The organism is Bradyrhizobium sp. CCGUVB14 (genome assembly GCF_024199935.1).
Classification (GTDB): domain Bacteria; phylum Pseudomonadota; class Alphaproteobacteria; order Rhizobiales; family Xanthobacteraceae; genus Bradyrhizobium.
In genome coordinates this window covers 7,093,582-7,116,150 of record NZ_JANADS010000001.1, presented here as the reverse complement: position 1 = coordinate 7,116,150, position 22,569 = coordinate 7,093,582, and the positions used below count along the sequence as shown (strand labels likewise).

The window sequence follows — 22,569 nt, the reverse complement described above, 5'->3', positions numbered from 1 at the left end:
AACGCGAAGTTTGGCAGAACATGGTGCGTCCTGCGTTGCATGGATAGCATTCGAATGAAATGAGGAGGAAGCGCGATGGAGGCCGGACGACATCGTCGCTGGTTGATTTCACTGTGTGTGATGGCGGTGTCGTGTGCGATCGGCGACATCGCTCGCGCGCAGACGACCGATAGTGGTGACCTCTCGTTCGAGCTGGTCGACCCCAAGGTGCTGCGCGTCTGCGCCGATCCGCGCAATCTGCCGTTCTCCAACGAGAAGGGCGAGGGCATCGAGAACAAGCTCGCCGAGCTGTTCGCGGACAAGCTTCAGAAGAAGCTCGACTACGTCTTCTTCCCGCAGGCCACGGGCTTCGTGCGCATGACGCTGGGGGCGCATCGCTGCGATGTCATCATGGGCTTCCCGCAAGGCGACGACCTCGTGCAGGGCACCAATCCCTATTATCGCACGTCGTATGCGCTGGTTGCGAAAGCGGGCAGCGGTCTGGAAGACGTCGACACGCTCGAAGACCCGAAGTTGAAAGGCAAGCATGTCGGCATCGTCGCCGGCACGCCGCCCGCGACCAACATGGCCATCGCAGGGCTGATGGGCGACGCAAAACCCTATCCGTTGATGATCGACACGCGCTACGACAATTCGGCGCAGGCCATGATCGACGATCTCGCTGCCGGCAAGATCGACGCCGGCGTGTTGTGGGGACCGATGGCGGGCTACTACGCCAAGAAGGTCGGCGCGATGCACGTGACGCCGCTGGTGAAGGAAACCACCGGCCCCAAACTGGTCTATCGCATCGGTATGGGCGTGCGCGCCGCCGACCAGAACTGGAAGCGTCAGCTCAACAAGCTGATTCAGGAGAACCAGGGCGAGATCAACAAGATCCTGCTCGACTTCGGCGTGCCGTTGCTGGATGAAAACGACAAGCCGCTCGGTGTGGAGGCGGCCAAGAAGGCGCCATGAGGCGGCCTCTTGCCGCTGCGCTCGTCGCCGCCATGCTGGCGGGGCCGGCTTTGGCGCAGCAGCAGGAGCCGTTCGAGCCCGAGGGCTATCGCACCGACAATTACCGCGCGCCGGTGCCGGCGACGCTGCAAGGCGCGCGCGTGCTGACGACGGCGGAGACCGAGGCGATCTGGCGCGCGAAGAGCGGTGCCTTCATCGACGTGCTGCCGCGCGCGCCGAAGCCGAAGAACCTGCCTGCGGGCACGGTGTGGCGGGATACGCCGCGGAAAAACATTCCCGGCAGCGTCTGGCTGCCCGACACGGGCTACGGCGCGCTGCCGTCGGCGATGGACAATTATCTTCAGCGCGGTCTTGCGCAAGCCTCGCACGGAGACAAGGCCGCGCTGCTCGTGATCTATTGCCTCGCCGATTGCTGGATGTCCTGGAACGCCGCCAAGCGCGCGCTCGCTTACGGCTATGCCAACGTCGCCTGGTACCCTGATGGTACCGACGGCTGGGAGCATGCGAAGTTGCCGACGGAGGAGGCACAGCCGGAGCCGCGGCCGGAGCAGTGAATGAAGGGCGTCAGCGAGCGCAGGTGCGCTCCCTCGCCCCGTTCTTACGGGGAGAGGGTTGGGGTGAGGGGCCTCTCTCCACGCGCGACATCGTCGTGAGACCTGTACCCCCTCACCCGGATCGCAAGTGCGATCCGACCTCTCCCCGCAAGCGGGGAGAGGTGAGAACCCATCTCTACTGCTTCTGCAGCTTCGTCAGCGTGCCCGTGCCGTCGCTGTCCGTCGCGGTGTATGTCACCCGATCGCCGGCATGGACGGAATCCAGCATCGCGGCGTCCTTGGCCTTGTACTGCTGGAGCGCGCCCGCGCCGCCGGCGCTGCCGCCGACCGTGCCCTTCTGCATCTGCTGGATCGAGATCGTGTTGTTGAGCCGATTGATGCTGGTGACCATTCCGGTCATGTCGTCAGCAAAGGCGGGGGATGCGAGCACGGTGATGGCTGCAGCACCTGCGAGGATGAATTTTGCTGTTCCCATCGAGGCCTCCCGTTACTGGATTCACAGGACAAGCCATCCTAGAACGATTTGGTTCCGGCAGATAGCGCGGCAAACATGAATGATCGCGTTGATATCGCGGGAACTTTTATCAAAGCCGTCAGAGGGACTGACGCTATTCCATTTCCTGCTGGATAACGCGGCCGAGCGCGAACAGGCGCTGGTCGATCGTGGTCGGAACCTCGCAGACGAAGCGCACCACCTTGCGGCGATCCTCGAAAATGCGGGTTTCCCAGATCAGCTGGTTGCTCATCGCGTCGACCTTGGTGTCGTCGCGCGGCGTCGCGTCCTGCAGCGCCTGGAGCTGGATGGTCTCGTCGCGGATCTTGTCGGCGGCCTCGCGCTGCTTGCGGCTGACGCGTTCGAGCCCGCTCATGACCTGGGAACGCTGGGCGTTCAGCGTGTCGAACAGGCCGGCGAACAGCAGTTTTGCGTTGGCGGTCTTGTCGGCCGCGGAGCCGCTCAAGAATTCCTTCACCGACTTTTCGGCTTCATCCAGCGGCGTCTTGCGCGCCGCAAGCTTCGAGACCAGGGCGCTGACCTTGCTGTCGTCCTTCCACTTGCTCGCGGCGTCGTCGAGCGCAGGACCGGCCCAGACCGCCGCAAGCGAGATCTCGGGCACCTTGGCCTGCGAACAGGGCCAGTCGGGATAGCGCGGATCGGCTGCGCGCGCGGCGGCGGTCGAGACCGCAAACGCAAGCGCTGCCATGGCAAGTGTCCGAGCGAGTGTTCGAACCGTCATCCTTCGCCTCCCGCGGGCCCGCGCCGTGCCAGCCCGCGCGAGGGATCATAGGCATAGATCGCGGCGATCATGAAGACGATTGTACAGCCGGCGACCACGGCGAGCGAGATCCAGTTGATCTGCCCATACAGCGCAAACCGGATCAGCTCGACCGCATGGGTGAACGGATTGGCCTGGCAGACGTAGTAGAGATAGGGGCTGCCCTCCTGCACCCGCCAGAGCGGGTAGAGCGCGGAGGAGGCAAAGAACATCGGGAAGATCACGAAGTTCATGACACCGGCAAAGTTCTCGAGCTGCTTGATGCCGGAGGAGATCAGCATGCCGAGCGAGCCGAGCATCAGCCCGGACAGGATCAGCGCCGGCAACACGGTGAGATAGCCGATCGGGGGAGGCGTGATGTCCCAGAACCAGGCAATGATCAGGAAGGCATAGACCTGGAGCAGCGACACCGCGGTGCCGGCGAGAAGCTTGCAGAACAGCAGGAAGCCGCGCGGCAGCGGGCTCACCAGCAGCGTACGCATATTGCCCATCTCGCGGTCATAGACCATCGAGAGCGAGGACTGCATGCCGTTGAACAGCTGGATCATCGCCATCAGCCCCGGCGCGATGAAGACCTCGTAGAGGATGTAGGTCTCGTAAGGCGGGATGATGGAGATGCCGAGCACCTGGCGGAAGCCGGCGGCGAAGATGAACAGCCACACCAGGGGCCGCACCAGCGCCGAGACGAAACGCTCGCGCTGATGCAGGAAGCGCAGGCCCTCGCGCCAGACGATGCCGGTCAGGCAGGTCATGTACTCGCCGGCCGAGAAGCCGCGCGGCGCGTCGCGCGTGGTGATGCTGCTCATGCGCCGCCTCCCGGCATCACTTGCGCACCGGTCAGGCGCATGAAGGCGGTGTTGACGTCCTGCGCGCCGGCCTCGGTGATGACGCGGCTCATCGGCCCCTGCGCCAGCACCTTGCCCTGGTGCAGCACCACGAGGTCGTCGCCGGCCATGATCTCGTCGAACAGATGGGTGGCCCAGAGCACGCCGATGCCTTGCTCGGTGACGAGCTGGCGGACATGGCTGATGATGTCGGCGCGCGCCTTGACGTCGAGCCCGACGGTCGGCTCGTCCAGCAGCAACAGCCGCGGCCGGTGCAGGAGTGCGCGTGCGATCTCCAGCCGACGCATCTGCCCGCCGGAGAGATCGCGCACCTTGCTGCCGGCGCGGTCGGAGAGGCCAATGCGCGCGAGCAGCTCGGCGCTGCGCGCGGCCGCCTCGCGACGGCTGATGCCGTGGAGCGCGGCGTGATAGAGCAGGTTCTGTGTCAGCGATAGATCGAGATCGAGCGTGCGCGGCTGGAACACGACGCCGAGCAACCGCAGCGCCTCGCCGGGTGAACGGCTGACGTCATGGCCGAAAATGCCGACGCGGCCGGTCTGGATACCGAACAGCCGCGTGATCAGCGAGAACAGCGTGCTCTTGCCGGCGCCGTTGAGGCCGAGCAGGGCGGTGAAGCTCGCCGGCTGCACGTTGAAGGACACGTCCATCAGCGCCCGGCGCGGGCCGTAGGAATGGCTGACGCCGTCGATCGACAGCGCCGGCACCGTGGTGGGATCGGGCCGTGGTGTCTCGCGAGGTTCGGCGATGGGAGCGGGGCTGGTCATGGCGCGATCGTGATGCCCCAGGGCAGTTCGCCCACCTGAATGGTCTTGATCACCTTTTGCGCGGCAACGTCGATGACGGAAACGTCGTTCGACACGCCATTGGTGGTGAGCAGATATTTTTCGTCCGGCGTGAACGCCATGTGCCAGACGCGCTGGCCGACCAGCAGATATTTCGTCACCTTGCGCGTGGCGACATCGACCACGGCTATACGGTTGGCGGGGCCGAGCGCGACGAAGGCGATCTTGTCGTCCTTGGTCATGCCGATGCCGACCGGCTGGATCGCCTCCTTCCTCAAGCCCGGAATCTCGAAATTGACCTTGCCGATCACCTCGTGCTTTTGGGGATCGACGATCGACACGGTGCCGCCGATCTCGGACGACACCCACAATTCGGACGAGTCGTGTTTGAACTCGGCAAAGCGCGGCCGCGCATCCACCAGCACGTTGGCCACGATCTGGCGCGACGACGTGTCGATGAAATGCGCCATGTTGGTCGTCTCAGACGTGTTGATCAAAGTCTTGCCGTCGGGGCTGATGGTCATGCCTTCGGGCTCGACGCCGACCTGGATATCGCCGAGGCGTGTGCGCTTCTCCAGATCGATCACGGTGACCGTATTGTCGTTCTCATTGGCGACATAGAGTGTCTTGCCGGCGGCGTCCTGGGTGAACAATTCGGGGTCGGGTCCGGAGGGCAGGGTGTCGACAATGGCTTGCGTCTTGGCATCGATCACCTGGATGGTATCGTCGTCGCCGACCGCGACCATCACGAACTTGCCGTCGCGGGTGAACTCGATGCCGCGCGGACGCTGGCCGACCTTGATGGTCTTGGTCACCGTCCAGCTGTCGGTGTCGATCACCGACACCGTGTTGCTCTTCTCGTTCGAGACATAGGCGACGAAGGCATGCGCGGGCGCTGCCGCCAGCACCAGTCCGGACAGCAGTCCCACGCGCAACATCCGTGTCCTCATTTCAGCTTGCATTTGCTCTCCGGACGATCGTAGCCGAGCGTGTCGAGCTCGGAGACCTGGTGCAGAAACCCTTCTTGCGGCGACACCGATACCACCATGCGGCCGTCGACCAGCAGGATCGGCTGGCGGAGCTGGAGATTCCAGTCGCGCAGCGTCAGCTTGGTGCCCTTGAAGGCGGCGACGGAGAAGTCCGGTCCCTTGATGAAATCGGTGACCTTCTTGACGTCGCCCGAATTGGTGCGCGAGGTGGCCTCGCCGATCATGCGCACGGCTGTCCAGGCCTGCATGTCGAGCGCGGTCATGCGACGTGAGTTCAGCTTCATGAAGCGGTTCTGCATCTGCGTCGCGCCCCACTGGTCCTGCGCGGCGTCCCAGCTGCGTGGCACCAGGCCGGCCGAGCCCGCGACGGGGCGGGGATCCCAGGTGCGGTAGGGCAGATAGGCCGCGAACACCTCGCTCTCGTCGGCGGCGACCAGCACGTCGTAGGCGGGCGCCTGTTGCGTGAACACCGGCATCTGCCGCTGGATCAGCGTCACGCCAGAGTCCGTGCGGCGCGCGCCGCCGGTGTCTTCGAAGGTGCGCTCCTGCACGATCTTGGCGCCGAACCGCGTGGCGGCCCGACGGAGCGCATCGGCGTAGAGCTTATCCTCGTCATGCGAGCCGACCACCAGCAGCCAGCGCGGCCATCGCTTCCACACCAGATACTGGCCGAGCGCATCGGCCAGCATCGAGCGCGTGGGCGCGCTGTGGATCACGTTGGCGCGGCAATCGGCCTCGCGTAGCCGCTCGTCGATCGCGCCGGCGTTGAACAGCAGCGTGCCGCGGTCGCGCAGGGCGTCGGCGACCTTCAACAGCGCATCGGCCGGCAGGTCGGTGATGACAAAGCCGTTGTGCTCGGCAAGCGCGGTCGCGGCCTGGACCACGTCCTCGCCTTCCTTGATGCGGCGCTCTTCCAGCGTGAAGCGCTGGTTGAGGAATTTCCCGGTGGTGTTGTTGTCCTCGATCGCGAGCTTCGCGCCGGCGACGCCGTCATTGTCCGCGGGCTGCTCGACCAGCGAGAGCGTCGATCTGGTGCCGGCGACGCCGAGATAGCCGACGCCGATCGTGACCGGGTCGGCCGCGAGCGCTTGCATCGCTGCCAGACACAGGCCGATCGGGCCGAGCAACCATCGGATCATGCTTCCTCCTGACGTTCTCCCCGGCTTGACCGTCGGTGAAGAATTGTCTCTCTTGAAGCATGACCGATTTGGCCGGGCTTGCAACCCCGCATTTGGTCGTCGCGACACCACGGGCGGAATCACGATCATGCGAGCGCTGATATGTTTCGCGGCTTTGCTGCTGATGGGATCGCAGGCAGCCGCCGATCCGCCGAAGCTCGCCGTGTTCGATTTCGAGCTGATCGACACCAGCCTGCCCGGCGAGTTCTACGGCTCCAGGCCGGAAGAGGCGCGGCTCGCGCATATCAGCGACCAGCTGCGCAAGGAACTGGCTGAGTCAGGCCGGTTCCAGCTGCTCGATATCGCGCCGATCAGGGATGCCGCGCATCACGCCAATCTGCAGGCCTGCGGTGACTGCGACCTCAAGCTGGCCGGTCAGTTGGGTGCCGACCTCGAGATCACCGGCATGGTGCAGAAGGTTTCGAACCTGATCATCAACCTCAACATCTATCTGCGCGACGTGAAGACCGGCAAGATGATCACGGCCGCCAGCGCCGACATGCGCGGCAACACCGACGAATCCTGGTCGCGCACGATGAGCTATCTGATCCGCAACCGCCTGCTGGCGCCGAACTACGGCAAGCCGGAGTAGGGTGAGAGAACTCACCCCTTCAGTCGCTCCGCGTGCCAGTGCAGATGGTCGGTCATGAACGTCGAGATGAAATAATAGCTGTGGTCATAGCCCGGCTGGCGCCGCAGCGTCAGCGGGATGTTGGCCTTGTTGCAGGCCGCCTGCAGCAGCTCCGGCTTGAGCTGCTCTTTCAGGAAATTATCGGCCTCGCCGACGTCGACCAGGAAGCCTGAATATTTCGCGCCGTCCTCGATCAGCGCCACCGTGTCGTGGCTGCGCCAGGCCTCCTTGTTCGGCCCGAGATAGCCTGTGAGCGCCTTGATGCCCCACGGCACCTGCGACGGCGCCACGATCGGGGCGAAGGCACTGGCGGCGCGATAGCGGTGCGGGTTGCGCAGCGCCACGGTCAGCGCGCCATGGCCGCCCATGGAATGACCCATGATCGACTGCCGCTTGGCATCGACGGGAAAATTTCCCGATACCAATTTGGGCAGCTCGTCGGTGACATAGCTCCACATGCGATAATTGCGCGCGAACGGCGCTTCCGTGGCGTCGACATAGAAGCCGGCGCCCAAGCCGAAATCATAGGCGTTGTTGGCATCGCCCGGCACGTCGGGCCCGCGTGGTGAGGTGTCGGGGGCGACGAAGATCAGGCCGAGCTCGGCGCAGGCTTTGCGGAATTCGCCCTTCTCGGTGACGTTGGCATGGGTGCAGGTGAGGCCGGAGAGATACCAGACCACGGGCAGCTTGGCGCCGTCGGCATGCGGCGGAACATAGACCGAGAACACCATGTCGGTGCCGGTCGCCTGGCTTGCATGGCGATACACGCCCTGCACGCCGCCATAGGAAGTGTTGGTCGAGACAGTCTGGATCGTCATGCAATTGTGCTCCGTGGCATCTCACCACATCAAGAATGCAATGCTTGTGTGACCGAAATTTGCGGCGCGCGCAAACTCTGGGTCAGGCCACGCCGCTGTCGATCGCCAGCCGCACCAGCTCGACCGAGGTCTTCACCCCGAGCTTCTGGCGCATGATCGAGGAGGTGTTGGCGACAGTCTTGTAGGACGATTGTACCAGCCAGGCGATCTCGGACAGGCTCTTTCCAGCGCTGAGCAGCCGCAAAATCTCCATCTCGCGCGCGTTCAGCTTCGACAGCGGGCTTTGCGCCAGCGTCGGCCCTGCGAAGGCGATGCTGCGCGCGATCGCGCTCGGCAGATAAGTGCCGCCGCTGCCGACGGTGCGGATCGCCTCGACGAGATCATCGGGATCGCCGGTCTTGGAGACATAGCCCTTGGCACCGCACTCGATCGCGCGCGCGGCGAAGGCCGGGTCGTCGTTCATGCTGAACATGATGATGCGGGCATCGGCCGCGCGCTCGAGGATGCGGCGCGCGAGCTCGAAGCCGGAGACGGTCGGCAGGTTGATGTCGATCACGCAGAGGTCGGGGCGCTCGACGATGAAGACGCATTCGCCGTCCTCGGCGTCGGCGGCCTCCAAAATCTCGATCTCGCCTTCGTCGGCCAGCACGGCGCGGCAGCCGGAGGCGACAATGGGATGATCGTCGACGATCAGAATGCGCATAGGCGTTCCCCGCGACAGCACCGGACTCTTTTTTCGTGCCGCATGATGCCGGACGAGGCGAGACGTGCGCCTCATGTCGGGTCATGCAACCCGGCCGGGATTGCTGTACGCTTCCGATTAGATATCGGGCGCTTCGTCTCTGTCAACGCTATCGGACGGGCGCGAGCGATCCTTCGTGGGGCAGGCGAGAGCAATGTGGCAAAATCTATCCTTGCGCGGGCGCATCAACCTCCTGCTGGCGCTGCTGCTTGCGCTCGGGCTCGCCGTCAACATCGGCCGCCAGGTCGCGGAAGCCGGTCCCCGCGTGCAGGCCGAGGACCAGAGCGTGATCCGGCTGGCGCGCGAATTCATCGAGATGATCGTTGCCGATCTCAACGAGGCGCCGGATCCCGATGCCAGGCTGAACCAGATCGCGCGTGACCTCAATCGGCTCCGCCATGTCAGCATTGCGCTCCGGGACGCCGGCGGGAACCCGCTGACGCCGCCTCGCACGGAGACCGATGACGACACCTCCGGGCCGCCCGCCTGGTTCGTCAGCCTGGTTCACCCCGAGCAGACCGCCGTCAGCGTGCCGGTCTCGGTGCATGGCAAGCCCGGCTCGCTGGTGATTACCTCGCATCCCAATGACGAGATCGCCGAGATCTGGGACGCCATCGTGACGCAGCTCGAGGTCGGTTCGGTCATCGCGCTGGTGCTGTTCCTGGTGATGATGAATGTGGTCGGCAGGGCGCTCGCACCGCTCCAATCCTTGACGCAGACGATGGGCGAACTCGAGGATGGCCGTTACGACGCGCGCGCGGCGCCCGGCGGCGCGCCCGAGCTCGCTGCGATCTGCACCAAGCTCAATCATCTCGCGGCGACGCTCGGCGAGGCGGTCGAGGACAAGCGGCGGCTTGCCGAGCGCGCGGTGTCGCTCCAGGACGTCGAGCGCAAGGAGATCGCGCGCGAACTGCACGACGAGTTCGGGCCGTATCTGTTCTCGCTGCGCGCGCATGCCAGCGCGCTGGCCAAGCTCGCCGATGGACGCGCGCCGAGCGCGGAGGCCGTGCGAAAACACGGCGGCGCGCTGCTTGAGCAGATCAACGCGCTGCAGCAGTTCACCCGTCGCGTGCTGGAGCGCCTGAGGCCGGTCGGCCTCGCCGAGCTCGGCCTCGGCAAGGCGCTGGAATCGCTGTCGCGGCTGTGGCGGGAATCCCATCCCGAGGTGACCATCGAAACCACGATCTCGCCGGCGCTGGGCGTGACGGGCGAGACCGCGGACCTGACGATTTATCGCGTGGTGCAGGAGGCGCTCACCAACGCGTTCCGCCACGCCGGCGCGACCGCGATCAATGTGGTGATCGAGCCGGCGGAGCAGCCGGGCCGCGACGGCCGCTCCTGCGCCCGGGTGCGGGTCAGCGATAACGGCCGCGGCATGGAGCCCGGCCAGAAACTCGGCTTCGGCCTCGTCGGCATGCGCGAGCGCATTCTGGCGCTGGGCGGCACGCTCAACGTGGCATCCGGCGAGGGCGGCGTCACTGTGGAGGCGCTGGTTCCGACCGCGGCGGCCTGATCGCGCCCGGTCAAGTCGGGGAAAAGTCCCGATCGGGAAAAATTCCCGATTTCGTCGGGAAAACGGGTGCGGATTGTACGCGACCTTTTGTGGCTGGTGCCCGAGCCGCCGCCGAATACACTCGTCGTAACCAAACGGCGAAAAACAGCCGAGGGTTACGGGTGGGACAATGGGAATGCGCAAGCTGGGACACACGCGAATTCTGCTGATGGCCTCGGTTTCGACCGGGCTGGTGTCCGGACTCTGTTTCGGAACGAGCGCGCGCGCGGCGCAGGACGAGGAGACCAACGTTCAGAACCTGCCCGCGGTGGAGGTGGTGGCGCCGCCGCCAGCCGCACGGCGAGCGCCGTCGCGGCCGGTCGCGCGCACGGCTGCGAGCGTCGGCAAGCCCACGGCACCCAGGATCTACGTCTACCCGACCTCGCCTGGTGCCTCCGGCAGCATCGATGTCGACAAGATCCCGGCGAGCGTCAGCGCCGTCGATCCGTCCCAGATCAAGCGCACGGGCTCGCTGAACATCGGCGATGCGCTTCAGCAATATGTCCCGGGCGTCAATCTCACTGAAGTCACCGGCAACCCATTTCAGCCGAACATCGAGTTTCGCGGCTATGTCGCCTCGCCGCTGGCCGGCACGCCGCAGGGGCTTGCCGTCTATCAGAACGGCGTGCGCATCAACGAAGCGTTCTCCGACACCGTGAACTGGGACGCGATCCCGACCGCGGCGATCCGCTCGGCGACGATCGTCACCAACAATCCCGCTTTCGGCCTCAACGCGCTCGGCGGCGCCGTCAACCTGCTGATGAAGGACGGCTTTACCTATCAGGGCGCCGAGATCGACGTCATGGGCGGCTCGTTCGGCCGCATCCAAGGCTCCGCGCAGTGGGGCAAGAAGATCGACAACAACTGGGCGGTCTATGGCGCGCTGGAAGGCGCGCATGACAACGGCTTCCGCAATTTCTCATCCTCGGACATTCGTCGTTTCTACGGCGACGTCGGCTACCGCTTCGAGGGCAACGAATTCCACGTCAACATGGGCGTCGCCGACAATCATCTGGCCGGCCCTAGCACCGTGCCGATTGAATTGCTCCAAAACTATTGGGGCGCGACGTACACCACGCCGCAGACCAACACCAACAAGGTCGGCTACGTCAATTTAACCGGTAAGGTCGAGGCGACGCCGACCTGGACCTTCGAAGGCACGGCGCATGTGCGCGGCTTCAACCAGAAGACCCAGGACGGCAACCCGACCGACGCTCAACCCTGCGGCGCCGATCCGACAACGCTGTGCTTCGGCGACGACTCCACACCCGCCTTCGGCCTGAACGGCGTCCAGCTCGCCAATCCCTTCGCGACCGGAGCGGTGCTCGGCGAGATCGATCGCACCACGACGCGTTCGACCTCGTTCGGCATCTCCGGCCAGGCGACCAACAGCGACAGGCTGTTCGGGCACGAGAACCGTCTCGTGCTCGGCGCGAGCTACGACGCCAGCGTGACCCATTTCGACGCGAGCTCCGAGCTCGGGACGATCGGCGAGAACTACGTCGTCACAGGCAACGGCATCTTTCTGGGACAGTCGGGCAACCCGACCTCGATCGGTCCGGTGTCGCTGCGTACCGTCAACCAGTATCAGGGTCTCTACGCGCTCGACACGTTCAACGTGACGGACGCCTTCGCGATCACCGGCGGCGGCCGCTTCAATGCCGCCCGTGTCACGCTGGAGGATCAGCTCGGCACCGCCCTGAACGGCGACCACACCTACAACCGTTTCAATCCGGTGATCGGCGGCACCTACAAGATCACGCCGGAGCTGACCGCCTATGCCGGCTATTCGGAAGCCAACCGCGTGCCGACGCCGCTCGAACTCGGCTGCGCCGATCCGAACAATCCCTGCCTGATCGCTGCGTTTCTCGTCTCCGATCCCGATCTGAAGCAGGTGGTGTCCAAGACCGTCGAAGCCGGTTTCCGCGGCACCAAGGATCTGACCATCGGCCAGCTCGGCTGGAAGATCGGCGGATTCCGCGCGACCAACTACGATGACATCCTGGCGCTGCCGATCGCGGGGCTGCAGGGCTTCGGCTTCTTCCAGAACGTCGGCTCGACGCGCCGGCAGGGCCTGGAGGCCGAGATCAGCCTCAAGTCCAACGAGGTTCAGTTCCACGCGAGCTATGCCTTCGTCGACGCCCGCTTCCTCGATGCACTCGACGTCGCCTCCAACAGTCCGACAGCCGTCGCCAACGGCGGCATCATATCGATTGTGCCCGGCAACCAGATTCCGGCCATCCCGCGCCATCGCATCAAGGCCGGTATCGAATACGCCCTCACCGATGCCTGGAAAATCGGCGGCGACGCACTCTGGGTCTCGAGCCAGTATTATGTCGGCGACGAAGCCAATCTCGAGACCAAGCTGCCGAGCTACGCCGTGTTCAACCTGCACACGTCCTACCAGATCACCAAGAACTTCCAGATCTACGGCAAGGTCGACAACGTCTTTGACAACCGCTACTCGACCTACGGCACCTTCTTCGATACCACCGCGCTGCCGAACTTTGCGAATGGCGGCAACAATTTCAATGATCCCCGTTCGCTGAGCCCGGCGCGGCCGCGCGCGTTCTACGCGGGAGCTCGGGTGACGTTCTGAGGCGGGTTGGGGAAGCTTCTGCCCGCCCAACGCCGCGTCTCGTTCGTTGGAGCCCGGAATGACACGGGCCGCGCGATTAACCGTTCCTTAGTGCTGACCGTGCGGATGATTGGCACGGATAGACCAAGGGAGACTGCTCCCATGCTGAAGGACGGCACCTACGCAGCGTGGTACAAGACGCCGCTCGACCAGGGCACCGGCATCGTCCATGTCGCGGATGGCCAGATCTGGGGCCGCGACAGCCTGATGACGTATCACGGTTCCCTGGAGCTCGATGGCGATCGCTTCACCGCGACCGTGTCGACGAAGCGTCATACCGAAGGACGTGTCACCGTCTTCGGCGTCTATGATGAGCTGACGCTGGACATCAAGGGCACGTGCCCCGACAAGATCGCGACCTACACGGCGACGGCCGGGCAGGCAGGAGGCGTCGTTCTCCAGGGAACGCTCATCCTGACGGAGCAGCCGGCGGCAGCCCCCGAGCGAGCCGGGCAGGTCCCGGCGTTCAATCCCGACAGGTTGCCAAAGCTGCCGAAACGCTCGCGCTGATCGCGGCGAATCCGCCGCCTGCATCGACATGTCGCGCCCCTGGGCCGCGCAATTCTGCATCCTCAAACTTCGGTTCCGGCGCTTTTCAAACCGCCTGCGCCCCGTCATTGTGCCGCCGCATCAATCAATTCGGGGCACAGCATCAATGTCGGACAAGGTCTCGCGTCGCCAGTTCGCGAAAATCGCGGGGTTGTCCGCAGCCGGCATGACCGCTCCGCTGGAACGTGCCGACGCCATGTCCGCAGTGGTGTCGCGCAGCGCCGGCGGCTTTCCGCAGAATTTCCTCTGGGGCACGGCGACCTCGTCCTATCAGGTCGAGGGTGCGGTCGAGGAGGACGGGCGAGGGGCCTCGATCTGGGACAAGTTCGTCCGCCTCCCCGGCAAGATCGAGGACGGCACCACCGGCGACCGCGCCAACGAGCATTATCACCGCTACAAGGACGATATCGCGCTCATCAAGGAGCTCGGCTGCAAGGCCTATCGCTTCTCGGTGGCCTGGCCGCGGGTGTTTCCCGACGGAGACGGCAAGCCGAACCCGAAAGGGCTCGACTTCTACAATCGCCTGGTCGACGAACTCCTGAAGAACGGCATCGAGCCGTGGCTGACGCTCTATCACTGGGATTTGCCGCAATCGCTGCAGGACCGGTTTGGCGGCTGGCGTTCGACCGAGACCTGCAAGATCTTTGGCGATTACGCCGCCTATGTCGCCGAGCACCTGACCGATCGCGTCAAGAATGTCTTCACGCTCAACGAGAGCGGCCGCTTCGTCTATTTTGGTTACGGCGTCGGCATCGATGCGCCGGGCCTGACCCTGCCGCAGGCCGAAGTGAACCAGATCCGGCACAACAGCGCGCTCGCGCATGGGCTCGCCGTGCAGGCGGTGCGCGCTCACGGTCGCCGCGGCACGCGCGTCGGGCCGGCCGAAAACATCGATGCCTGTATTCCGGCGATCGATACGCCCGCGAACGTCCGTGCCGCCGAGATTGCGTTGCGGGAGCTGAACGCCGGTTATCTCAACGTCATCATGACGGGCCGATACACCGAGGCGTTCCTCAATTACGCCGGGGCCGATGCACCGAAATACACCGACGCCGAGCTGAAGATCATCTCGTCGCCGGTCGACTTCCTCGGCCTCAACATCTACGCGCCGCAGCACTACATCGTCGCCTCCGACCAGGGGGCCGGCTTCATGCCGCTGCCAGTCCCGAAAGACTTTCCGCACATGAATTCGAACTGGCTGCGCGTCGGCCCCGAGACGATCTACTGGGTGCCGAAGCTGGCTGCGAATATCTGGAAGACGGATGCGATCTATATCAGCGAGAATGGTACGTCCGGCGACGATCAGGTGATGCAGGACGGCAAGATCTACGATACCGACCGCATCATGTATCTGCGCAATTATCTCGCCCAGCTCCAGCGCGCCGCCACCGAGGGCGTGCCGGTGCGCGGCTACTTCCTCTGGAGCCTGATGGACAATTTCGAATGGGTGTTTGGGCTCAACAAGCGCTTCGGGCTCTATCACGTCAATTTCGACACCCAGGTGCGCACGCCAAAGCTCAGCGCGAGCTTTTACCGCAACGTGATCGCAAACAACGCGGCGGGGGCGTGATCTTTTTCCTGCATTGACGTCGACCGGTTCGTTGATCCCCAAAAAGCAACGGCCGCCCGTGAAGGGCGGCCGCTATCATTCGATATCCGGTTTGGGATCAGGCTGACTAATGCCCCGGGAAGCCGGGGAATCCCGGGAATCCAGGCTCTTCGTGCTCCGCGAACTCGAAGAAGTCGAAGAGATCGCTGATCGCCGGGCTGTTCAGGGGAACATAGGGGTTGCCGAACTCGGCGACCGGGTTCGGGAAGTTGTCGCGGCTGCGATGCGTGATCGTCGGCAGCTGCCAGTTACGCTCGATGAATTTGACGATCGAGACGTGATCGGCGTAGTGGTGCGAGATATGGCCTGGCTTCACAAGCGGTGACACCACGATCAGCGGAATGCGGGTGCCGTCACCGAAGAAGTCGAGCGGCTGCACGTAGCCTGAGTCGTAATAGCCGCCGCCTTCGTCGAAGGTGATGAAGATGGCGGTGTCGTGCGCGTAGGGCGAGGCCTGGATCTGGTCGACGATCTTCTTGGTGAAGCCTTCGAACAGATCGAGCTTGGAGGACGCCGGGTGGCCATCGACGAAGCCGCTCGGCTTGACGATCGAGACTGCAGGCAGGGTGCGAGCGGAAATATCTGCGTACAGTTTCGTCGAGTCGTGCAGGTGCTCGGCAACCTGGTCCGGATGCGACATGATGGACGTGTCGTACTGGAACGGATTGCAGATGTTGCAGTATTCATCCGCGGTCGGGCCCGTCGCACCCCAATTGAGCTGGTACGGATCGTCGACGTAGTTGTCCCACTGGTCGCCGTAATACTTCCAGGAAATATTCTTGTCGTTGAGGAGGTCGCCGATGCTGCGGGTCGACGACGGCGGAATGGTGAACGGCGTATTCGACGGATTATGGTCGACGTAGGCGTTCTTGCCGTTGCCGAACCAGCCGGGATTGTAGTTGTTCAGCAGGTAATAGTGGCCGGGCTCGCAGTGGGGATCAATCGGGCGCGGCAGTGACTGCAGGTAATCCCGGATCGGCTTGACGCCGGGCTGGTTGGGATCGGAGCAGTCGCTGTACGATCCGCCGCCCGAGGCGGGCGAGACGGAGAACGGAGGCGGATAGCCCGAGTTGAAGCTATTGCCGTAACCGTCCTCGGTGTACCAGTTGTTGGTGTCGGACGCCGGATTGGGGTTCTCGATCATATGGACGACGCCGGCATCGGGCGTGCCGCCGAAGACCTGCACGCCGTTCGGCGGAGCCGCCGGCTTGCCGTCGGAGTCGCTGAACCAGAGCGCGTCGGCATGGCCGAACATGATGTGGTTGGCGCCGGTGCCGCCGTTGACGGATTGGTGGAAGTTGTCGCTCATCGCGTACTTGTCCGCCAGGCTCGTGAAATAGGGCGCATCACCCTTTTGCACGTTGTAGAAGCCGAGCGCGGTCGAACCTTCCCCCGTGGTCACTGCGTCCGGCGCATATTGGGTGCTGAATGTCTCCGGCTGCGCAGCGCCGTTGGCGCCGGCGCCGACGGTCACTTCGACCCAGGCGAACAAATTGCCGGTGCAGCCCGAGGGATTGTCACGGCTGGCAGAGCCCTTACCGCAATTCAATTGCTGCCACATCTGGTAGAAGCGATGCACCGGGCTCGCTGCGTAGCTTTCGTAGAGGAACGTGTTGCCGTTGGTCAGCTGAAACGGGCCGGCCGGCAGGGTGTTGACGGCGGTGATGCGCTGGTCCGGCGTCTTCGAGGTCTGGCCGGTGCCGCCGGTCAGCAGTGAAGAATAGTAGTTCGGGTCCAGGCCGGTTTCCGTTTGCTGCGCAAGCGTCAGGCTCGCCTGGCATTGCGCGATCGGCGTGCTGCCGCACTGGTTGGGGATGTAGGAGACCTTGGGGCCGCCGACCAGCGGAGCCGGCAGCTGGTCGTTGGGGAAAGTCTGCTTCGGCGGGCTCAGCAGGAACGCGTCCTTTGAACCGATGTCCTTTGCCGCCAGCTGATGCGCCTGCTCGAAGTTGGGGCCGGGGACCGCATTCTTGTTGGCGTCGAGCTTGATGATGCCTCTGGAGAGCAAATTGTCGATGGTGTGCCGGCGATCCTTCGGCACGTAAGTGGCGAACACGTGGTCGAAACTGCGGTTCTCGCCGATGATGACGATGACGTGCTTGATCGGTGACCGCGTGTAGTGATCGGCGGGGGACGGCGCACCGCCCGCAAGCACCGGACTTAGGCAGAATTGCCCCATCGCCAGTGCACTCAGTCCGATGCGGCAACTGTCTAGCAAACGTGACTTGCGTCTATTTAGGCTCATTCTGCGCTCCCTTGGGTAGTAGTTGACCTGACGACTCGGTGGAAACGGCGGTGTTGGCAGCCTCGACGCGGATTCGTCCCATCATGCCGTTGTCCTCGTGCTCGAGGAGATGGCAGTGGTAGACGAAGGTGCCGACGATGTTCGGGTCGCGAAAATCCATGCGCAGCCGCACGCTCGGATATTGCAGCATGCGGCCGTTGTAATAGGGGACGTTGACGGTATCGCGCACGAACGGCTCGTTGACCTGCATGCCCGACCATTCGCGCAGCTCGAAGTGAAGCTGATGGGTGTGGAAGTCGTGCAATTCCGTCGAGCGGTTCTCGATGATCCAGTCCTCGACGTCGCCTTGCCTGGCGACGATGTCCGCAATGTCCGACCCCGCATCGAACGGCTTTGGCTTTTCGCCATCCACGGTGATGAAGAACGTCACGGGGCCGTTGGGATCGTCCGGATTGGTCGGCTGCTCGGAGAAGTACAGTTTCCTGACGCGCGCCGGCGTGACGTCTCCGATCCAGGGGCGAACGGCTGATGGCAGTGGTTGCGGATTTGCCGGCAGCCTCGATTGCGGTTCGGGTGCATCGTCCGCGGCCGTGATCGACAGGAGCGCGCGGTTCGGATCGTTCTCACCGGCCGGCCCGGTATCGACCGTTCGCGTCACCAAGAGCGCCGGTACGCCGAGCGGCGGGCCTTCGACGATGAATTCGACGCGCGAGCCGGGCGGCACGCCGATGCGATTGACCCACTCGACCGCAGGCGCCGGGCTGCCGTTGAAATGGACCGGCACGCCATCGATGGCGACGATGCCGAGCGGCTGCGGCGCGCGCCGGAACACGACGGCGAGATTCAGATAGGTGATCGCCGAGGCGTTGAGAACGCGCCATAGCTGTCGCTCGCCCGGCTTCATCTTGAGCGATGCCGGCGGATAATCGGGATAAGGCACCGGCACGAAGTTGACGGACAGGTCTTTCGCCGGCCTGCCGAAGCCGGTGCCGTTGTTGGTAGTGTCGCCGTCACTGTCGAGCTGATTTTTCGGGACGATCGGCTCGGATTTTGCGGGCGGTGCGTCGGGGTTCAAAAGGTCGAGGTCGCGGATCACCAGCACCCGCTCGGGGAGGCCAGCCAGTTCCGGAGCAGCCCGCTCGACGCCCTCGATGATCAGCGCGCCCGACGCACCGCCGAGCACCTGGGCCTTGCTGAAGCCGTGAATATGCGGGTGATACCAATAGACTCCCGGCGGCTCGTCGGCGGGAATGCGCAACCGGTATTCGAAGGGCGGATCCTCCGGCTGGATCGACGTCTTCAGCACATCGTCCTGATGGCATACCGGCGGCGCCGTCAGCCCGTGAAAGTGCAGATTGGCCGATGTCGCTCGCATGGCGTCGCTGCCGCACGGATCCGAGATCCTTTTCGACACACATAGCGGCGCGGGGAACGGCAGTGCTTGCGGCTGATCCGCGGCCGGGCGTGCCGGCGCAAGCTCGGTCAGATCATTCTTGAAGCGCACGATCAGCAGATCGCCCGGCTGGACCCGCAATGTCGGCGACATCTCGCCATCGGGCGTCAGGTAGCAGTAACGGGTCGAGCCGTCCGGCTGCTTGCTGTTGTGAATGGAAAGCTCGACCTGCAGAATCCCGTCGTGGCTGCGAAGGTCCTGCGGTTCCTGTATGGCGCTGCCGGATGTCGGCCGCTGACAGGCTTCGCGTTTTGGTTGTGAGGGCTGAGTAAACCCGCTGGTTCCGAGCAAAGCCACGAAGCTGATCGCTCCGAGCCCCAGCATTGCAAACCAGGACACGACAGCGAACACGCCGATCGGCCATCGTCGTGTCGATTGATTTCGCGCGATCCGACCAAGCCAACCACGTGATCGCGCTTCGGAATCAATCATGGACAGACCCGGATCCCGCTTCGCTGAGGAATGACGGAGAGATGACAATTGCTGCGTCGTATCGACGCGGGTAGTTGTGTAGCACCCGCTCTCTGACAGGTTGTTTACACGACGATGACAGGCACGATCGCAGGCGATGGAACTCACACCTGGCAGGCGACGACGATCAGGGCTGTGCAGGCGACTGAGACGAAAGACATCGCGAGCAACGTCCGACGACGTCGTCAGTCGTGCGCGAGAGTCGTCGGCGCCTGCGTGCGATGTTGGCTTGGTCGATCTGCTTGATCAGGGTCACGTCGCATGCAACAACGAGCGCACTGGATGGCGGAGCGGACAACCGTGGCGAAACTGACATGGTATCTGTTCCTGGTCTCCACGCTCGGCGTGCTTGCACCACATGCGGCGCTGACCGCGGATAATTTCAGTGACGAAGCCGCGCGTGGCGTCGGTGATCTCGCCGCAACACCGCTCGGGGATTCCATCGCGGCTTCCGTTTGGGCGCCGCGCACGCCCGCCGAGCAGCCGGGTGGGCCCGCGCGAAGAGGCAATCCGCTGTGGGAGGTCTCGTTTGAGAGCCTCAGCGGCACGCGCGAGCGTCCGGTATTCTCGCCCTCGCGACGGCCGCCGCCGGTCGCGGTGACCGAGGTCGCGGTCGCGAAGCCACCGCCGCCGAAGCCGGCGCAGGAGGCGCATCCTCCACCGCTTTCGCTGGTCGGCACCGTTATCGGCGACGACCGAAGCCTCGGCATTTTCGTCGACCAGACCTCCAAGGCTGCCGTGCGGCTGAGAACAGGCGACGACTATCAGGGCTGGAGATTGCGCGCGGTGCAGGGCCGCGAGGCGAGGTTCGTGCGCGACCAGCAGACCGTCGTGCTGAATTTTCCGGAGCCCGGAACGGCTGCGCCGATGGCGCCGCGCGTTGAAGTCGCGGCTGTGGCGTCGCCGACCGATGAACCCAGGCGGCCGCACGTCCATCGTTAGCCGATCGGGTGGCGGCTGATATTCTGGCGATCATAGATTGCTGCTCCCGTTTTGCCCGACGTGTCAATTGCTCTACGAATAGGCGAGGTCGCACCCGGCACCCCAATCCCTACTTTGCATGGGGTTGTTTTCGCGTTTTTTGCGGAGGGGTGGGAAGCGGGTGCGCGGCGCGCCGATTGACTCCGTTGTCCCCCTGATTCAAAACCGTCCTCAACAGTCAAGAACAAGAGGACAACGCCCATGACCGACGCGCTGATCATCGATGCCTGCCGCACCCCGCGCGGTGTCGGCAAGGCCGGCAAGGGAGCACTCTCCGGCATTCATCCGCAGCAGCTCGGCGCCACCGTGCTCCGTGCGCTTGCGAACCGCACCGGCATCAACACCGCCGATGTCGACGACATCGTCTGGGGCTGCAGCGCGCAGGTCGCAACGCAAGGTGGCGATCTCGGCCGCATGTCGGCGCTCGATGCCGGCTATGACGTGCGCGCCAGCGCGGTGACGCTCGATCGTTTCTGTGGCTCGGGCATCACCAGCGTCAACATGGCGGCATCCTCGATCATGGCGGGCGCGGAAGATCTCGTCATCGCCGGCGGATGCGAGATGATGTCGATGGAGGGACGCCGTGGCGGCGGTCCGATGATGATGGACTCCGGCAATCTGCGCTTGCGTGCGCGGCACCCGCAGTCGCATCAGGGCGTCTGCGCCGACGCGATTGCGACGCTGGAAGGCATCACGCGGCAGGACGTCGATGCGCTCGGCCTCGAAAGCCAGAAGCGTGCGGCGCAGGCGATTGCCGGCGGCCACTTCAAGAAGAGCCTCGTGCCCGTGCATCGCGAGGATGGCAGCCTCGCACTCGACCACGAAGAATATCCGCGGCCGCAGACCACGATGGAAGGGCTCGCGGCCCTGAAGCCCGCATTCCCCGCGGTCGCCGACTATGCGCTGGACGACAAGGGCACGACCTATCGCGGCCTGATCCTGCAGAAATATCCCGACCTCGACATCGACTTCATGCACCACGCCGGCAACTCGTCCGGCGTCGTCGATGGCGCCGCCGCGATCCTGCTGGCGTCACCGTCCTATGCCAAGGCGCATGGTCTCAAGGCCCGCGCCCGCGTGGTGGCGATGGCGAACATGGGGGACTCGCCGACCCTGATGCTGAACGCGCCGGTGCCGGCGACGCGCAAGGTGCTGGCGAAGGCCGGGCTCACCATCGACGACATCGATCTCTTCGAGATCAACGAGGCCTTTGCGGTCGTTGCGGAAAAATATATCCGCGATCTCAAGCTCGACCGCGCCAAGGTCAACGTCAATGGCGGCTCGATCGCGCTCGGTCACCCGATCGGCGCGACCGGCTCGATCCTGATCGGCACCGTGCTCGACGAGCTCGAACGGCGCGACCTCAAGCGCGGTCTCGTCACCATGTGCGCCGCGGGAGGCATGGCGCCTGCCGTCATCATCGAGCGCATCTAGTGCGTTGCGACCCGTAAAAAGCAGGTAAAAACGCCGCACGATGGCGATCCAGCCTTATTTTCTAGGGTGAAATGCGACCGGCATCCTACAAAGATGCCGGTCGTCGCTTGTCGAAAGCATCGAATCAGCTTTAGCAAGGCTGCTTGCGGGCCTTTGAAACAAGGCAAAAACCGCTGCCCGAGGCGCCTTCCGCGCAGGAAGCCGCTAAAATGCAGGGTTTTTTGCCTCAGGGGGCCAAAAAAGCCCGTAAAACCGCGACAAAACTGTGCAGAAGGCTATAGGCCTTCGCCGGTTGGTCTAATATGCAACCGGCAACGAATCAGAGGAGACACGATGCCGACCCAACTTTCCAAATCGCAGCTGATCGAAAAGATCGCGACCGCCACCGAGCTTTCCAAGCGCGACGTCAAGAGCGTCATGGAGACGCTGACGGACGTCGGCCACAAGGAGCTCAAGAAGAACGGCCTGTTCCTGGTGCCGGGCTTCGCCAAGTTCGTGGTCATCAAGAAGCCCGCGACCAAGGCGCGCAAGGGCACCAACCCGTTCACGGGTGAAGAGATGATGTTCAAGGCCAAGCCGGCCCGGAAGATCGTCCGCGCCCGCCCGGTCAAGGCCGCCAAGGACGCCGTGGCCTGATAACGCAAAGGCCCCCTCGATGAGAGGGGGCCTTTTGGTTTTGAGTTAAGTGACCGCGAGGGCTGAAGCGGAGGGGTTCAGCCCTTGCGGCGCCTGGCCCGGACCGGGATCGGCTGAAGCCGCGGCTCGGGTCCCGCGAGCGCATCGCGCACCCGGTCGATGGCACGATCGAGCAGCTGGCGCAGCCGCTGCGTCTTCCGCGATCGCTTCGCTTCTTCCAGCAGTTTCTTCATC

General features: G+C 64.2%; 21 protein-coding genes. 10 read left to right on the top strand and 11 right to left on the bottom strand.

The genetic code is table 11. The annotated features are described in order from the left end of the window. Positions 1–75: 75 nt before the first annotated feature. A complete protein-coding gene (locus NLM32_RS33305) occupies positions 76–954 on the top strand; it encodes a substrate-binding domain-containing protein (protein ID WP_375143597.1) in 879 nt (292 codons plus the stop codon). Further along, the gene (locus NLM32_RS33300) at positions 951–1,508 is read left to right on the top strand and encodes a PQQ-dependent catabolism-associated CXXCW motif protein (protein ID WP_254132941.1); all 558 of its coding nucleotides are present in this window, start codon (positions 951–953) and stop codon (positions 1,506–1,508) included. Before NLM32_RS33305 ends, NLM32_RS33300 begins: the two co-directional genes overlap by 4 nt. A gap of 175 nt (positions 1,509–1,683) precedes the next feature. Here NLM32_RS33300 and NLM32_RS33295 read toward each other — a convergent pair whose 3' ends face one another. The 6 genes from NLM32_RS33295 to NLM32_RS33270 form a co-directional block, all read right to left on the bottom strand. Next, the gene (locus NLM32_RS33295; RefSeq protein ID WP_254132940.1) at positions 1,684–1,983 is read right to left on the bottom strand and encodes a copper-binding protein; all 300 of its coding nucleotides are present in this window, start codon (positions 1,981–1,983) and stop codon (positions 1,684–1,686) included. 133 nt (positions 1,984–2,116) lie between these two features. Next, on the bottom strand, positions 2,117–2,710 hold the full coding sequence (locus NLM32_RS33290) for a hypothetical protein (RefSeq protein ID WP_375143596.1): 594 nt from the start codon (positions 2,708–2,710) through the stop codon (positions 2,117–2,119). A 29-nt stretch (positions 2,711–2,739) separates the two neighbouring features. Then, positions 2,740–3,588, bottom strand: a complete 849-nt coding sequence (locus NLM32_RS33285) for an ABC transporter permease (RefSeq protein ID WP_254132938.1) — start codon at positions 3,586–3,588, stop codon at positions 2,740–2,742. Beyond that, entirely contained in the window at positions 3,585–4,391 is an 807-nt protein-coding gene (locus NLM32_RS33280) for an ABC transporter ATP-binding protein (protein ID WP_254132937.1), read from the bottom strand. The genes NLM32_RS33285 and NLM32_RS33280 overlap by 4 nt, the downstream gene beginning before the upstream one ends. Continuing rightward, positions 4,388–5,371 carry a YVTN family beta-propeller repeat protein gene (locus tag NLM32_RS33275; RefSeq protein ID WP_254132936.1) on the bottom strand — a complete coding sequence of 328 codons (984 nt, stop codon included), beginning with the start codon at positions 5,369–5,371 and terminating at the stop codon, positions 4,388–4,390. The genes NLM32_RS33280 and NLM32_RS33275 overlap by 4 nt, the downstream gene beginning before the upstream one ends. Continuing rightward, entirely contained in the window at positions 5,356–6,537 is a 1,182-nt protein-coding gene (locus NLM32_RS33270) for an ABC transporter substrate-binding protein (RefSeq protein ID WP_254132935.1), read from the bottom strand. The genes NLM32_RS33275 and NLM32_RS33270 overlap by 16 nt, the downstream gene beginning before the upstream one ends. Positions 6,538–6,664: 127 nt before the next feature. Here NLM32_RS33270 and NLM32_RS33265 point away from each other — a divergent pair, with 127 nt between their 5' ends. After that, positions 6,665–7,168, top strand: a complete 504-nt coding sequence (locus tag NLM32_RS33265) for a DUF3280 domain-containing protein (RefSeq protein ID WP_254132934.1) — start codon at positions 6,665–6,667, stop codon at positions 7,166–7,168. Positions 7,169–7,179: 11 nt separating this feature from the next. Here the strand turns inward: NLM32_RS33265 and fghA are convergent, their stop codons facing one another. Beyond that, the gene (gene fghA, locus NLM32_RS33260) at positions 7,180–8,025 is read right to left on the bottom strand and encodes an S-formylglutathione hydrolase (protein ID WP_254132933.1); all 846 of its coding nucleotides are present in this window, start codon (positions 8,023–8,025) and stop codon (positions 7,180–7,182) included. An 82-nt stretch (positions 8,026–8,107) separates the two neighbouring features. Further along, a complete protein-coding gene (locus NLM32_RS33255; protein WP_254132932.1) occupies positions 8,108–8,728 on the bottom strand; it encodes a response regulator transcription factor in 621 nt (206 codons plus the stop codon). Between the two features lie 193 nt (positions 8,729–8,921). Between NLM32_RS33255 and NLM32_RS33250 the strand changes: the two genes are divergently transcribed. The 4 genes from NLM32_RS33250 (at position 8,922) to NLM32_RS33235 (ending at position 15,076) form a co-directional block, all read left to right on the top strand. Beyond that, positions 8,922–10,280, top strand: a complete 1,359-nt coding sequence (locus NLM32_RS33250) for a histidine kinase (RefSeq protein WP_254132931.1) — start codon at positions 8,922–8,924, stop codon at positions 10,278–10,280. A 169-nt stretch (positions 10,281–10,449) separates the two neighbouring features. Then, complete coding sequence (locus NLM32_RS33245) at positions 10,450–12,918, top strand: TonB-dependent receptor (protein ID WP_254132930.1); 2,469 nt, start codon at positions 10,450–10,452, stop codon at positions 12,916–12,918. 141 nt (positions 12,919–13,059) lie between these two features. Next, positions 13,060–13,467: a hypothetical protein gene (locus NLM32_RS33240; RefSeq protein WP_254132929.1), complete on the top strand. Its 408-nt coding sequence runs from the start codon at positions 13,060–13,062 to the stop codon at positions 13,465–13,467. A gap of 145 nt (positions 13,468–13,612) precedes the next feature. After that, a complete protein-coding gene (locus NLM32_RS33235; RefSeq protein ID WP_254132928.1) occupies positions 13,613–15,076 on the top strand; it encodes a GH1 family beta-glucosidase in 1,464 nt (487 codons plus the stop codon). 106 nt (positions 15,077–15,182) lie between these two features. Here NLM32_RS33235 and NLM32_RS33230 read toward each other — a convergent pair whose 3' ends face one another. After that, positions 15,183–17,360, bottom strand: a complete 2,178-nt coding sequence (locus tag NLM32_RS33230; RefSeq protein ID WP_254132927.1) for an alkaline phosphatase family protein — start codon at positions 17,358–17,360, stop codon at positions 15,183–15,185. Further along, on the bottom strand, positions 17,347–19,245 hold the full coding sequence (locus tag NLM32_RS33225; protein ID WP_254132926.1) for a multicopper oxidase family protein: 1,899 nt from the start codon (positions 19,243–19,245) through the stop codon (positions 17,347–17,349). Before NLM32_RS33225 ends, NLM32_RS33230 begins: the two co-directional genes overlap by 14 nt. 339 nt (positions 19,246–19,584) lie before the next feature. Here NLM32_RS33225 and NLM32_RS33220 point away from each other — a divergent pair, with 339 nt between their 5' ends. From NLM32_RS33220 to NLM32_RS33210, 3 genes are all read left to right on the top strand, one after another. Beyond that, positions 19,585–20,226: a general secretion pathway protein GspN gene (locus tag NLM32_RS33220; RefSeq protein WP_254132925.1), complete on the top strand. Its 642-nt coding sequence runs from the start codon at positions 19,585–19,587 to the stop codon at positions 20,224–20,226. Positions 20,227–20,466: 240 nt separating this feature from the next. Beyond that, positions 20,467–21,699 (top strand): acetyl-CoA C-acetyltransferase, encoded by a 1,233-nt coding sequence (locus tag NLM32_RS33215; RefSeq protein WP_254132924.1) that lies wholly within the window; start codon positions 20,467–20,469, stop codon positions 21,697–21,699. Between the two features lie 333 nt (positions 21,700–22,032). After that, entirely contained in the window at positions 22,033–22,335 is a 303-nt protein-coding gene (locus tag NLM32_RS33210) for an HU family DNA-binding protein (RefSeq protein ID WP_148771079.1), read from the top strand. A gap of 77 nt (positions 22,336–22,412) precedes the next feature. On the opposite strand, the gene NLM32_RS33205 is transcribed toward NLM32_RS33210, so the two are convergent. Beyond that, the gene (locus tag NLM32_RS33205) at positions 22,413–22,568 is read right to left on the bottom strand and encodes a hypothetical protein (protein WP_254132923.1); all 156 of its coding nucleotides are present in this window, start codon (positions 22,566–22,568) and stop codon (positions 22,413–22,415) included. Position 22,569 lies beyond the last annotated feature (1 nt).

Bases quoted from the DNA above. Each gene is read 5' to 3' on its own strand.
- NLM32_RS33305 (WP_375143597.1), top strand. From the start codon at position 76: ATGGAGGCCGGACGACATCGTCGCTGGTTGATTTCACTGTGTGTGATG.
- NLM32_RS33300 (WP_254132941.1), top strand. From the start codon at position 951: ATGAGGCGGCCTCTTGCCGCTGCGCTCGTCGCCGCCATGCTGGCGGGG.
- NLM32_RS33295 (WP_254132940.1), bottom strand. From the start codon at position 1,983: ATGGGAACAGCAAAATTCATCCTCGCAGGTGCTGCAGCCATCACCGTG.
- NLM32_RS33290 (WP_375143596.1), bottom strand. From the start codon at position 2,710: ATGGCAGCGCTTGCGTTTGCGGTCTCGACCGCCGCCGCGCGCGCAGCC.
- NLM32_RS33285 (WP_254132938.1), bottom strand. From the start codon at position 3,588: ATGAGCAGCATCACCACGCGCGACGCGCCGCGCGGCTTCTCGGCCGGC.
- NLM32_RS33280 (WP_254132937.1), bottom strand. From the start codon at position 4,391: ATGACCAGCCCCGCTCCCATCGCCGAACCTCGCGAGACACCACGGCCC.
- NLM32_RS33275 (WP_254132936.1), bottom strand. From the start codon at position 5,371: ATGCAAGCTGAAATGAGGACACGGATGTTGCGCGTGGGACTGCTGTCC.
- NLM32_RS33270 (WP_254132935.1), bottom strand. From the start codon at position 6,537: ATGATCCGATGGTTGCTCGGCCCGATCGGCCTGTGTCTGGCAGCGATG.
- NLM32_RS33265 (WP_254132934.1), top strand. From the start codon at position 6,665: ATGCGAGCGCTGATATGTTTCGCGGCTTTGCTGCTGATGGGATCGCAG.
- fghA (WP_254132933.1), bottom strand. From the start codon at position 8,025: ATGACGATCCAGACTGTCTCGACCAACACTTCCTATGGCGGCGTGCAG.
- NLM32_RS33255 (WP_254132932.1), bottom strand. From the start codon at position 8,728: ATGCGCATTCTGATCGTCGACGATCATCCCATTGTCGCCTCCGGCTGC.
- NLM32_RS33250 (WP_254132931.1), top strand. From the start codon at position 8,922: ATGTGGCAAAATCTATCCTTGCGCGGGCGCATCAACCTCCTGCTGGCG.
- NLM32_RS33245 (WP_254132930.1), top strand. From the start codon at position 10,450: ATGGGAATGCGCAAGCTGGGACACACGCGAATTCTGCTGATGGCCTCG.
- NLM32_RS33240 (WP_254132929.1), top strand. From the start codon at position 13,060: ATGCTGAAGGACGGCACCTACGCAGCGTGGTACAAGACGCCGCTCGAC.
- NLM32_RS33235 (WP_254132928.1), top strand. From the start codon at position 13,613: ATGTCGGACAAGGTCTCGCGTCGCCAGTTCGCGAAAATCGCGGGGTTG.
- NLM32_RS33230 (WP_254132927.1), bottom strand. From the start codon at position 17,360: ATGAGCCTAAATAGACGCAAGTCACGTTTGCTAGACAGTTGCCGCATC.
- NLM32_RS33225 (WP_254132926.1), bottom strand. From the start codon at position 19,245: ATGATTGATTCCGAAGCGCGATCACGTGGTTGGCTTGGTCGGATCGCG.
- NLM32_RS33215 (WP_254132924.1), top strand. From the start codon at position 20,467: ATGACCGACGCGCTGATCATCGATGCCTGCCGCACCCCGCGCGGTGTC.
- NLM32_RS33210 (WP_148771079.1), top strand. From the start codon at position 22,033: ATGCCGACCCAACTTTCCAAATCGCAGCTGATCGAAAAGATCGCGACC.
- NLM32_RS33205 (WP_254132923.1), bottom strand. From the start codon at position 22,568: ATGAAGAAACTGCTGGAAGAAGCGAAGCGATCGCGGAAGACGCAGCGG.